Source organism: Sphingobacterium sp. MYb388, from assembly GCF_037479535.1.
GTDB lineage: Bacteria > Bacteroidota > Bacteroidia > Sphingobacteriales > Sphingobacteriaceae > Sphingobacterium > Sphingobacterium anhuiense.
Genome location: NZ_JBBGYV010000002.1, coordinates 574,143 through 586,949 on the forward strand (window position 1 = coordinate 574,143; position 12,807 = coordinate 586,949).

Sequence of the window (12,807 nt, forward strand, 5' to 3'; positions counted from 1 at the left end):
AATCACAATGAATTCATCTAAAAAAGTGCTCTTAATCAATGCACACTTAACCTATCCCAATTGGTCAGAAGGAACCTTGAACAGTTCTTTTACACAGGTGGCCAAAGACTTTTTTCTATCAAAGGGATACGAGATATTAGAAACAATAGTTGAAAAAGAATATGATGCCGAAGAGGAAGTAGAAAAACATTTGGAAGCAGATATCATTATTCTACAAACACCTATAAACTGGTTCGGAGCTCCATGGATCTATAAGAAATATGTAGACGAAGTGTTTAATAGCGGACTGCACAGTGCCAAATTTCTTTCAGGTGATGGACGGACAAGAGAAGATCCCACCAGACAATATGGTACAGGTGGCAATATGCGGGGCAAAAAGTTTATGGTCTGTAGCACATGGAACGCACCCGAAGAGAGTTTTAACGATGTCAATCAAAAGCTTTTCAGCGGTATAAGTACACAGGATTATTTATTGCACATTACCAGCAACTATCGTTTCTGTGGAGTCGAGGTCGTCTCAGATTATAACTGTTTTGATATCTTCAAAGATGGGGATATTGCTGGCGATCTTTTAAATTATCCATCTCATCTGTCCAAGGTATTCGGAATTTAATTTAACATATTGATCAACTAAATAAGTCCAATGAAATAAATAGGTATAGATAGAGAGTATAGCATAGCGCTTTAAAATTGTTTTACATATTCAATGTTATATCTCATTATTTAAGAGGATTTGCTATAATGAGAACTGCAATTTGTTACATTACTTTTTGTCTCAAACCATACTTAACATAGGTAAAATATCCTTAATCAAATATCCGAAACAATAAATAGTATAATTAACATAAGAAAATGAATTGTTTTATTGTAAGTATTATTGAATTTCTGCCAATTTCAATAAAATTTACTGCTATAAATGATATCCTTGCATTTTAAAAGGTTTATATTGAATATTGCTTTAATTAATGTTGTTCATTATAAAACAGTTTTTTCCAGTATATTTTTAATCAGACGCTTATACAACTTTGCATGGAAAATAAAGCAAAGTGTACTATTGAAAAAAGCATAAAAAACGTCACTATAAATCGAATCAAATAATTATAAAATGAAAAAAATAGTATTAATGATTACCGCTGTTGTATGTATGGTAACTGGCGCATTTGCTCAAATTCACAAACCGGTGAAATGGACTGTAGCAAGTAAAAAATTGAATAGCAAAGAAGCTGTTGTATTTATTAAAGCCACTATTCAGAACGGTTGGCATATTTATTCTCAAAACGTAAAAGATGGAGGACCTATTCCCACCTCTTTTCAATTTGCTCAAGCTGCAGATTATGCGTTGACAGGTAAAACTGCAGAACCAAAATCTAAAGTAAAACATGAAGAAGTTTTCAAGATGGATGTCGGTTATTTTACTAATGAAGTTATTTTTCAACAAAAAGTAAGCCTTAAAAAAGGAACAGCTACAGTAAAAGGCACTGTGGAGTGGCAAGCATGCGATGCTTCCCAATGTCTCCCTCCAGACGAATACAGCTTTACTGTGACTATTAAATAAATAAGAAAAGGTGAAAATCACCTTTTCTTATAACTATTTTTTAATGGTATTTATAAATAGTATAGCAGTTATGTAGCTCAGTACTATTCTTAAACGAAGATTTTTGTTATTGGAATAGCTTAACCTCTTTTTTTGTTATGGCAGGTCTTTTATTATATTTAAAAAGCAGAACCAGAAAAAAATAAAAGGTTTTAAATCCAAAAAATAAGTAATGAACTTTAGCCATATCTTTATGTAAATAATTGTAATAAAGATGGATAATTTACATTCAATGAATCTATATCGTAATATAAAAAAACGCTTGAGTCTGGGAAACTCAAGCGTTTTTAATCTAACCAATTATTAACCTAATTTAATAATACATTTTTTGTGCCAAATTAATTGATTTCTTGATAATATTGGCGATTTTTTGGATTTCCACTCTTATATCCTACCAGATCATGATGGCCATTGTCGTTGACAATATTGCCTTACTATCCATTTAGATATCTACTTAAGTTAATGTGGTGGAAGTCAATGTTACTATGTGTTATGTCCAGATTTTCCGACTTTAACCCATAATTCGATTAGTAGCCCAGCTAAAAGCATAGAGACGCCGGCAGTAACAAACACACCAACAATTCCCGTAAAGTTAAATAACATTCCCCCTGCGGCTGCGCCAGCTGCAATAGCCCCCTGTACGGCTGCCACAACCATGCCTCCGGCACTTTCGGCTTGGTCAGGAACGGCTCTTGCAACCCAATTTGACCATGCTACAGGAACCCCGCCAAAAGCCATTCCCCAAATCGCAATTAATAGCGCATGTCCTACAAAAGAAGATGGAATCATTACCAAAAGCAATGCTATGATACCTACGATCATTGGCATCAGTACCAGTGTTCTACGTAAACTTCTTTCCAGTAGTTTACCGGCTAATAACGTCCCTGCAAAATTAGCTACTCCAAATCCCAGAAGCATGAGTGCTAAACCATTAGGCCCTATCGAAATAGTGCTTTCTAAAAACGGACGTATGTAGGTAAACAGTGCATAATGCCCCATGTGTGCTAATACACAGCCTACCATTCCTATAGCTATTCCTGGCCGTAAAAGTACACTGGACACTGTACCCGAGGTTGCTGTTTTATGGGGTCTTAGTCGAGGCAGGGTGAACCATTGGAAAACCAGTGTGATTACCCCTATTACAGCAGCAGCATAGAAGGCACTTCTCCACCCCAAGATCCCGCCTAAGTAGCTTCCCAAGGGTACAGACACCACTGTTCCAACGGCTATGCCACTAAAAATTATAGAAAGAGCTCTTGGGACAAGTGCCGCAGGTACTAAACGCATTGCAACTGCCGCCGCCATCGCCCAAAAACCTCCCAGAGCAACACCTAATAATGTTCGCATGACGAGCAGTACTATTAAACTGGAAGAAAAAGCGACCAATAAATTAGAAATAACCATTAAAAATGAAAACGCAAGTAATACCCATCGTCTGTCCAAAGACCGTGTCAGACCTGGTAAGATTAACCCCGAACATAATGCCGCAACTGCTGTAACAGTAACCGTTTGGCCTGCAACAGCTTCAGACACCCCGAGCTCCGAAGCCATAGGGGTTAGGAGACTCGCCGGTAAATACTCAGACGTCAACAATCCAAAAACGCCCATTGTTAGGGAAAACACTGCAGTCCATGCTGGTGCGGTCGGTCCTCCATTATTGGAGCCTGAGGGAGCTGCATCTATCCTTGTAACAACTTTACATTTGTTGTTACCTAAATTTAAACTATCCATAAAAACAAATTTATTATGGATCAAATCTCGTTTTTAATAACTATGAAAAGTTATGACAATCAAACAGATCGTAATGAAATACAAACAGCAATATCAACCCTAACTGTTTTCATTTGTAAACATATATATATGATCCGAAAGTGCTGTTTTAAATAGAAAATTACAATGAGTTTTATATTGCTATTTTATTTTTTAATATATACTGATCCCGTGTTTTTCCGAAATTGTAAAGGAGTAACAGCGGTTTGCTTTTTAAAGAAAAAGATAAAGTTAGATGAATGTTCAAAACCTAAGCTGAATGCTATCTGAGAGATGTCCCAACTACTAAATTGTAACAATGCTTTTGCCTCCTGAAGTATCCTTTCCGTGATCCACTCCGTAGTTGTTTTGCCTGTATATTCCTTCAAAGCGCGGTTCAAGGTATTTGTATGAACATTTAGCTGAGCAGAAAATTCGTTTGCGGTATTTAATTTCAATGCCTGGCTTGGCGAATCGATTGGAAACTGCAATTCTAATAATTCCACAAATAGTTTTGTAATGCGTTCGGACGCGTTCGCAGGTTGGTAAAACGTTTCTGGCGGTTGCATTTTCATAGCTTCATGCATAATGATCTGCACATAGCTTCGTAAAAGATCATATTTATGTGTATAATCGGAATGGATTTCGCGAATCATATTTTCAAAATGCCCTTTTAATACATGAATATTCTCTGTGTTTGGAAAAAATAGATGCTCCCCGCCGACTTTAAAGAGGGGGGACTGGGCTAGACTTTCATTTCTGAAGTTGCGGGTAATAAAATCTTCAGTAAAAAGACAGAAATAACCGCCCTGATTTTCCGAGGTTGGTTCCCAGGAGTATGGGATCATCGGATTAAAAAATGTAATAGATGGTTTGTCAATCCTAATGGATTTATCGGCATAACTTAAAATTCCCGTGCCCTTTGTAATGATGGATATTTTATAAAAATCTCTGCGGTTGGGTGGGAGAGAGGTGCTATCGCAAGAAAAATTCGCTCGATTATATACATTAAAACCGCGAGCTTCCCTATCGATACGTCCATGTCGGCTATAAAACTCGGATACACTTTCCTTTCTACTCATAGTACAAAATTATGAAATTGAAACGATCATAGACAATATTTTTATTTCCAGTAAAAAATATAGCAGATATAGGCTACATGTCATAAAATTTGGAATCTCCAGCTAAATCTTATGTTTATATCCGCCCTGTAATGAGTGATTACTCTGTAGTTTCCATATCCGTAGGCTTGAATCCTTTAAAACCCATTACTAGTTCCTCGAATAATTTATCTGAATATTCAATTACCAAGCAGGCTCATGTTCATCCTTAAAATATATCTAAAAGTTCATTCCCCTTGAGCATTTTCCTCCTTTGTGAGTAGCTTTATTAATTTTATCATGCTCTTAAAATTGGCATGAGACCCCTCAACATTGTAATATCTTATAACATTATTAAAATAAAATTGTAAATTTATAAAAAACTCTCTTTTTGAGAGTTTTTTATTATTACCTTTGTCTTCAAGAGCAAGACCATTGATCTGTATTTCAGTATGGTGAGAATTATAAAAATTACTTCTATTGATAGTTATATCAAAACTAATCCCAGAGAGAAGAAAGCTCTTGAAGCTTGGGTGTCGATTGTAAAATCCCAAACTTGGGGGAAACCTCAAGATATTGTAGAATCCTTTGGAGCAAAAGCGGTGGATATTTTGGGAAAGGCTGATGCAAAAGCTGATACCCCTAATAGCGAGCGGGCTGTTATTGATATTCGAGGTAATAATTTACGGATTATAGTAAAATATCAGTTTCACGAAAAGCTTAAAAATGGGGTTATCTATATAAAATGGATTGGTACCCATGCCGAATATACTAGACTTTGTAATCTGAACAATCAGTACACAGTAGAAATGTTTTAAATGAAAGTGATGAAAAAGAAAATGTTTAAAAATGAGGAGGAATACAACCTGGCAGTTGCCAAGTTGGAAGAAATCGGTGATCGCTCAGATTTCGGAGAAAACGAAGATCTCATCAAACAATTTGAACAGCTTTCAGATTGGATAGAAGCCTACGAAAATGATGTAACAGACATTAACATAGGTAATCCTGTTGAGATCATTAAGCTTAAGATGAGCTATATGGGACTTAAACAGAAAGATCTACAACCCTATATCGGGAGCAGTGGAATCGTTTCTGAGGTTATGAATAAAAAGAGAGCGCTTTCAAAAAATATGATTCGCGAGTTATCTGAGTTTTTGCATTTGGACCAAGACTTACTCAACGTGAAGTATGACCTATTAGTTTCTAATTCAAAAGAAAAAAAACAGAGCTCATTGACTGTATTTACAGAAAGTGTGCTTTTTGAATATATCAATACTGCTCAAACTGCATTATTTAAAAAAAGAGTCTCTGAAAAAGGAGCACTATTTGCTATAGGTTGTTAATATGAAAACAATAACTTTTTATTCGTACAAAGGCGGGGTAGGACGTTCCTTAGCATTGGCCAATATTGCCAATAGATTGGCAGAGTTTGGCAAAAAGGTTTGTATGCTTGATTTTGACCTCGAGGCTCCGGGTTTACATATCAAGTTTAGTGATAGTATAGGGAAAAGCGGGATAAAAGGTGGCTTGGTAGATTATATCCACAAGTTTACTACGGAAAATATTGTTCCAGAGAATATTTTAGATTATGTCACTGAAGTTAATTCCTTCAATGAGGGTGGAGGAACGGTTTCTTTAATTGCTGCTGGTAATACGACGCGCGAAGAATATTGGAAAAAACTATCCCATATTAACTGGACGAAGCTTTTTTACGAAAAAGATAGTTTAGGAGTAGATTTCTTTTTCAATCTGAAATTTCAGATCGAAAACCAACTGTCGCCAGATGTTTTATTGATTGACTCTCGAACAGGGATTACAGATATCGCTGGTGTTACCATGTCTATTATGGCAGATGAAGTTGTGTTGTTTGCTGCGAATAATACAGAAAACCTTGATGGAATAGGTCAGGTGCTTTGTTCACTAGCTGTACCTTCAAATTCATTAAGAAATACCGTACCTAAGATTAACATTGTGCTTTCTAGAATTCCTTATTTTACTAAAGCTAAGGATAAACCAAGGGAAGCGAATGCAAAAAGTACAGCATTAAGGATTTTGAATGAAAAATTAGAGCATAAGAAGATAAAGGACTTCGTAGTTGAAAAAATATTTGTTGTTCATTCTGAACCTGAATTAGAGATGCGAGAAGAGATTCGAATGCATCACAGGAATGATGATTTATTAGGTCAATCGGTTACCTCTGCAGACTATTTGGAGTTATTTCAGGAACTCACGCATGATGTGGCGGTTGATAGCCAAGAAGTAGATGAGCTTGATAATTTTATGAGAGCAAATATGCTTGTAGAAAAAGCTCAAAAAAGCAAAGTCAGAGAAGATCAAATATCATTATTAAAAGAAGCAATTCAATTATATCCTCGATTTTCTTTTGCATATCTATATTTGGGCATTGTATATCTTGAAGCTGATCTATGTACAGAAGCAATAGCGAATTTGGAGATAGCAGAGACACTAAACCCGCAATTAGCTGATAATGCTGAATATTTCAAAGGACATGCTTTTGTGAAACAAGGAAAGCTTGATGTTGCTATAAATTTATTTGAGCATCAAATGGAGGTTGAATCCAATGTGATTGGATCTTTATCGATGCTTGGGATTATCAGTTATAGGAAAAAGGATTATGAAAAGTCGTTAATGTATTATCAACAAGCAGTTGATCAAGACCCTGAAAATCCAAGCCTTTGGAATGGTTATGCAAACAGCTTACGTGTTTTAAAGAGGTATAATGAAGGTTTTGAGGCTGTTTATAAATCTTTAGAACTGAATCCGCAACACATATTAGCAAATACCACATTAGCAGAGTTGAATGGGAGTATTGGTAATTATCGTGAGTTTTATAAAAATTTAGATTTGGCTTTTTCTTTGGGACTAACTAATAAAGATTTTCAACAAATGATAGATGAAGATGAGTTTTATCTTTACTTTATGAATGATGAAAATTTTAAAAAAATCTTAGATAAATATAAAATTGATGTTAAGTGGAAAGGGGCTCAAAAAAATATTTGACGAATTGAAAGCTAAGGCCCAATTCTTTATTAACTTATAACGAGGTAAGTAGAAGAAATGGATGTGGAAAATTTCCAAATTCTTTCTAGATAAATATGATTTAAAATTTAGTATTTTTGTTTTAATTGTTGTATTGATAGTAAAATAATTAGTAGGAAGGAAATTTGATTAGATAAAATATAAGAAAATAGGAAGATGATATTTTAAAATATGAGCCAAGTGCTGGTAACACTTAGCTCAAAATATCATCCGTACCTGAAAGGTAGAATAGAGTTGTTGTTTTTAATTAAACGCGAAATAACGGATTTTGTTACGAAAAAAAAAATAAAATTCTGGTTTCCCGTAATTATACTCTTTCCTTTCCAGTGTAACCTGGGTCTTGACCTCCCCATGTCCTTTACGAAAAATTAGATCACAGATTAATAGTAAAAATCTTAACAAGATGCTTTGGCAATGTTGTGGGCTTTCCATTTTGGAAAAAACCGACATTATCATAGCTGATGGGAGATTATGTTCAAAATTTTAAAGTTAATTCAATGGCAGGTAATGGCAAAATAGGCGACAATCGCCGTCATGGTTACGTGGGAGAACGTAGCCAATCTCAAAATCCAGTAACAGGATTATGGACCAAGCGTGATACGCAAACAGGACAATTTATGGATGTCAAAACATCTGGAGGTAAATTTAAAGGTGTTAGAAAGGAAAAGTAGATTATGAAAAAGTATTATATCAATAATAATATACAGGTAAACGGGGATTATGAAGTTCATGCTCAAGGATGTGGGTTTTTCCCTACCCAAGATTATACTTTTATGGGAGAATTTTGGGGTTGTCAGTCTGCTGTTGTAGAAGCAAAACGAAGATTTCCTTATAGGAAAATAAATGGTTGCTATTATTGCAGCAGGGAGTGTCATACGAGTTAAATTTTGAATTAAAAATTGGTCGAGATAATTTTTTGGAATATCTCGACCAGTAATTTAGAATAATGGATAATACATATGTAATAACTTCCAAATATGAGAACTTTATTAGGTATGTTTTTAATTGTGATAGGAATCAACATGGAGTCTGATCTCCTCCCAATTTTAGGAGCATTGTAAAGTAGAAAAATTTGCTGTTTTGACCTGATTTTCAATAAACATTTCAGGCGTTAAATCCCCTAAACAGCTATGGGGTCTGAAGGTATTATATTCGTGTCTCCAGTCTTCAATTTTCTGCTTGGCATCCTCCAATGAAAGGAACAAATTGGTATTTAAACATTCGTCTCGGAAGCTTCCGTTGAACGACTCAATATACGCATTATCCGTTGGTTTTCCAGGTCTGGAGAAAACGAGCTCAACTTTTTGTTCGCAGGCCCATCTGTCCATTTCTTTTGAGATAAATTATTCACTTATGTCTTTTCTTTATTGGAGTTCATGATTGCTTTGCAGTTCTGATCCATTATCCACTTGAATTTTCTTTGGCTTAGCTCCTTTAAACAACCTTAGTTCTTCGAGAACTTCTACAACCTGATAGCCCTTTATACCCTGTCCAACATGGATTGCAATGCATTTACGGCTATAATTATCCACTATAGTTAAGCAACGGATTTTCTTCCCATCAAACAGTGCGTCGGAGACAAAGTCCATGCTCCAGCAGTCATGTAAATTGGAAAATAAAGGTCTTTTAGAGCGATGCGAAGCAGCCCGACAGCGTCTGGGCCGTTTACTTCTCAATTTCAACCCTTCTTCTTTATAGATGCGATAAATCCTTTTATGATTATCTGGCCATCCCTCACGCCGTAAAAGTATATAAATCCGCCAAAGCCCATAACGTACTCGAGTCTCCGCAATATCTCGTATTCTTAAACGTAGGGAAGTATCTGCACGCTTACAACTTTTGTAATACCACATGGATCTGTTCAAAAGTGAGATCTGGCAGGCCCTGCTTAAGGAGACTCGATAATCGGAAATCAAGCCTTTGACTATTTTACGACGCTGGAAAGGCTTCAATACTTTTATTCATTATTGTCTGTTTTTAATGGGATTCATGAGACGCTACGCTTAGTTTTTTTAATACTGCTGAGATCAAATATTGTGGACAGATAATTATCAGGCAAAATCATAGAAGCAGTAAAGAAAGCTTAGCTATTTATTAATAAAAATAAAATATTTAAGAAAATAAGTAATGAACTTTAGCTATATCTTTATGTAAACAATTGTAATAAAGATGGATAATTTACATTCAATGCATCTATATAGTAATATAAAAAAACGCTTGAGTCTGGGAAACTCAAGCGTTTTTAATCTAACCAATTATTAACCTAATTTAATAATACATTTTTTGTGCCAAATTAATTGATTTCTTGATAATATTGGCGATTTTTTGGATTTCCACTCTTATATCCTACCAGATCATGATGGCCATTGTCGTTGACAATATTGCCTTACTATCCATTTAGATATCTACTTAAGTTAATGTGGTGGAAGTCAATGTTACTATGTATTATATCCAGATTTTCCGACTTTAACCCATAATTCGATTAGTAGCCCAGCTAAAAGCATAGAGACGCCGGCTTAAGTTCGGTCCATAATTTATTTACGGAGTTAATAATGACAGTAATTCCGTGTTGTTTATGGAATATTTCTTTTTACACAGCTCTTTCAAATAATATTTCCAAAATAGATTAGGGATTCCCGTTCTGGCAGGAACCTACTAGCATATACCTGTGAACAAAAAATTAGGCTTCAGACCGATATAAATTTAGAAAGAGCTTTATACGCTTTTTTTTGGGAAAGATTATTCCTTTATGCAGCCCGGTCTGCAGTTTTAATGATACAATGGAATAAAGTATTGATGATTCTTTTTTATGAAGGTCTACCATTATTATAAGCTTTTCGTTGTTCGTACGCTTAAGTTGCTTTTTTTCCTCTTTAGCTTTTAGCCAAAGAGAAGAAAAGCATTGCAAGCCAGGAATTTATTTTTATGGTACCATTATTTGTGGATTTATGTTAATGGTATTGATAATGAATTAGTTATTGATCTATGATAGACGTTAAGATAAGCACCCTTTCGGATGAGGAACTTCTACACATGCTGCAGGCTAGCAGCAATCAGGCGTTTACTGTGTTGTACGATCGCTACTGGAAAAAGCTGTTTACCACAGCTGCCAATAAGCTGAATTGTCTCGAAGAGGCCGAAGATATCGTACAGCAGATCTTTATCAGCATCTGGAACCGGAGGGAAGAGCTTGAAGTTCATTCTTCTTTAGGTTCGTACCTAGCTGTTGCGGTAAAATACCGGGTGCTCAAATGTCTCAATGCGCGGTTCAAGCATAAGTATTTAAGTGATAACGCAACAGAGGAGGTCCTTTCCGAACTATCGGACGACTCCACCCAGCAATGGCTCGAGTTCAATGAGGTTAATGAAAGATTGCAGTATCTGGTCGAGGCATTGCCCGAAAAATGCCGCCTGGTGTTCGAGATGAGCCGTGTGGAAGGACGCAGTCATAAAGAGATTGCATCCACCCTGGACCTCTCTGAGAAAACCATCGAGTACTATATCACCAAAGCGCTGAAATTTATCCGCACAGGTCTAAAAATGTTTTTTCTTACACTGTGATTTCTTTAGAGGATTATAGCAGGATATAACAGGAAAAAAAAATAAGAAAAGAGTTCAAACGATCAGATAGATTAAGGTATTTTTTAACTGTTGCACTAGGGATAACCGAACCGAGGAGAACATAACAGCGAACGCCGTGCAACTATAAAATTGATATGAAAAATAAACGCATCGAGTATCTAGCTCATAAATGGTTGAACAATACCATCAGCTCCGAGGAGGGCCTCGAGTTCAATCAATGGTATCGTGAGGGACTGGAAAATCCAGTCTTTATTCACGGAAAATACGCAAAAACGGAAGAAGAGCTCCGTGACCGGATCTATCAGGTCATAGACAGAAACATACATAAAAAAAGGAGAAGCGGCCGGTGGTTGCGTACGGTGGCGGCTGCATTTGTAGTTTTGAACATCTGCGCAGGAATCTATCTGTACAGCAATAATGACCAGGAATTAGTAATTACTAATAGCAGTACACAAGATCTACCACCAGGCACGGACCAGGCAACCTTGACCCTTTCCGATGGTAGACGTGTTCAATTATCGGATGTCGGACACAATGATCAACTCGCCGATCAGGGAGGGGTAGTCATATCCAAGACAGCCGACGGACAATTGATCTACCATGTCAGCACTAGCGCAAAAGCTGATCCCAAAGGTGTTGTTTCTTATCATACGATTGAAACACCTCAAGGCGGACAGTATCAAGTAGTATTGCCAGACGGCACCCATGTTTGGCTCAATGCCGCTTCCTCCTTTCGTTATCCCACATCCTTTCCGAAGACAGGGCGCCGGGAAGTACAGCTAAGCTATGGTGAGGCCTATTTTGAAGTCAGTCCCGATACCGAGCAACCCTTTATTGTTTCATCCGGGCGGCAGCAGTTGGAGGTACTGGGTACCCATTTCAATGTCAGTGCCTATACCGAAGATGCTACGGTTAAGACCACGCTTTTGGAAGGGAAGGTCAAGCTGACCGACAGGCTGTCCAAAGAAGAAGTCATGCTTCGGGCGGGACAACAGGCACAGCTATCGGGAACAGGCATTCAGGTGAAGACCTTAGATGAAGCCAATATGGATCTGTGGAAAGACGGCAAATTTACGTTCAATAATGAAAGGATGCTTTCCGTGATGCAGCAGATAGCACGCTGGTATAAAATTAAGGTTGTATTTCAGGATCCTGTACAAGATGTACGGCTCAATGGTTCGGTGTCCCGATTTGAGCATCTTTCCACCTTGTTGAGCAAGCTGGAGCAGACCGGTCTGGTCAGTTTCAGGCGCGAAGGAGACAATCTGGTTATTATGAAACCGTGAAAATAAACACTGATAATGAATAAAAAGAATGCTAATAGGTAGCGTTTTTATGACCGTAAAGGGGACGCCTTTTGCGGTTTCTATAAAAAGAAAGGTTATGATGCTGCTTTTGCTCAAAGATACTGTTTGAATGTAGCTTTTTTAATGGACCGTAGGTGCGCGAGGTACTTACGGTTTTTTTATGCATTTACTGTTTAGTCATAGTCAATAAAACTTTTAAAACTGAGAAGATTTTTAGCTAAACAGCTAGGGAAGTGTTTCTGTTAAGGAACCTATTTGTATATAAACTTTCATTAAGGATTCCACTATGAAATTTACAGCTCTCTTTTGTTTTTTACTATTCATTACAGCGTTTTCGCAGGCACAGGAAAAAGATAAGTAAGGCAGACCACCGTTGGTGCCAGGTATTGCTGAGCTAAAGATTGGTGATCCGGTG

General features: G+C 36.7%; 13 protein-coding genes. 9 read left to right on the top strand and 4 right to left on the bottom strand.

The features are described 5' to 3' along the window. Positions 1-7 precede the first annotated feature (7 nt). Positions 8-613, top strand: coding sequence for an NAD(P)H-dependent oxidoreductase (locus tag WH188_RS08345; RefSeq protein WP_339423790.1), 606 nt, complete (start codon positions 8-10; stop codon positions 611-613). 492 nt (positions 614-1,105) lie between these two features. Next, positions 1,106-1,555, top strand: a complete 450-nt coding sequence (locus WH188_RS08350) for a protein-disulfide reductase DsbD N-terminal domain-containing protein (RefSeq protein WP_339423791.1) — start codon at positions 1,106-1,108, stop codon at positions 1,553-1,555. Between the two features lie 522 nt (positions 1,556-2,077). Here WH188_RS08350 and WH188_RS08355 read toward each other — a convergent pair. Then, positions 2,078-3,325 carry an MFS transporter gene (locus tag WH188_RS08355; RefSeq protein WP_339423792.1) on the bottom strand — a complete coding sequence of 416 codons (1,248 nt, stop codon included), beginning with the start codon at positions 3,323-3,325 and terminating at the stop codon, positions 2,078-2,080. Between the two features lie 185 nt (positions 3,326-3,510). Continuing rightward, entirely contained in the window at positions 3,511-4,425 is a 915-nt protein-coding gene (locus tag WH188_RS08360; RefSeq protein ID WP_339423793.1) for a helix-turn-helix domain-containing protein, read from the bottom strand. 470 nt (positions 4,426-4,895) lie between these two features. On the opposite strand from WH188_RS08360, the gene WH188_RS08365 reads away from it, so the two are divergent. The 5 genes from WH188_RS08365 (at position 4,896) to WH188_RS08385 (ending at position 8,387) form a co-directional block, all read left to right on the top strand. Then, on the top strand, positions 4,896-5,261 hold the full coding sequence (locus tag WH188_RS08365) for a type II toxin-antitoxin system HigB family toxin (RefSeq protein ID WP_021191255.1): 366 nt from the start codon (positions 4,896-4,898) through the stop codon (positions 5,259-5,261). Between the two features lie 9 nt (positions 5,262-5,270). Further along, positions 5,271-5,786, top strand: a complete 516-nt coding sequence (locus WH188_RS08370) for a helix-turn-helix domain-containing protein (RefSeq protein WP_339423794.1) — start codon at positions 5,271-5,273, stop codon at positions 5,784-5,786. 1 nt (position 5,787) lies between these two features. Beyond that, positions 5,788-7,464: a KGGVGR-motif variant AAA ATPase gene (locus WH188_RS08375; protein ID WP_339423795.1), complete on the top strand. Its 1,677-nt coding sequence runs from the start codon at positions 5,788-5,790 to the stop codon at positions 7,462-7,464. Positions 7,465-8,000: 536 nt separating this feature from the next. Next, positions 8,001-8,174, top strand: a complete 174-nt coding sequence (locus WH188_RS08380; protein ID WP_339423796.1) for a hypothetical protein — start codon at positions 8,001-8,003, stop codon at positions 8,172-8,174. A 3-nt stretch (positions 8,175-8,177) separates the two neighbouring features. Continuing rightward, positions 8,178-8,387 carry a hypothetical protein gene (locus tag WH188_RS08385; protein ID WP_339423797.1) on the top strand — a complete coding sequence of 70 codons (210 nt, stop codon included), beginning with the start codon at positions 8,178-8,180 and terminating at the stop codon, positions 8,385-8,387. A 162-nt stretch (positions 8,388-8,549) separates the two neighbouring features. Here WH188_RS08385 and WH188_RS26305 read toward each other — a convergent pair whose 3' ends face one another. Beyond that, complete coding sequence (locus WH188_RS26305) at positions 8,550-8,831, bottom strand: integrase core domain-containing protein (protein WP_445265587.1); 282 nt, start codon at positions 8,829-8,831, stop codon at positions 8,550-8,552. 36 nt (positions 8,832-8,867) lie between these two features. After that, complete coding sequence (locus WH188_RS26310) at positions 8,868-9,356, bottom strand: DDE-type integrase/transposase/recombinase (RefSeq protein WP_445265588.1); 489 nt, start codon at positions 9,354-9,356, stop codon at positions 8,868-8,870. Between the two features lie 1,132 nt (positions 9,357-10,488). Between WH188_RS26310 and WH188_RS08395 the strand changes: the two genes are divergently transcribed. Further along, positions 10,489-11,064: an RNA polymerase sigma-70 factor gene (locus tag WH188_RS08395; protein ID WP_168127252.1), complete on the top strand. Its 576-nt coding sequence runs from the start codon at positions 10,489-10,491 to the stop codon at positions 11,062-11,064. 155 nt (positions 11,065-11,219) lie between these two features. Next, on the top strand, positions 11,220-12,371 hold the full coding sequence (locus WH188_RS08400) for a FecR family protein (RefSeq protein WP_339423798.1): 1,152 nt from the start codon (positions 11,220-11,222) through the stop codon (positions 12,369-12,371). Positions 12,372-12,807: the final 436 nt, after the last annotated feature.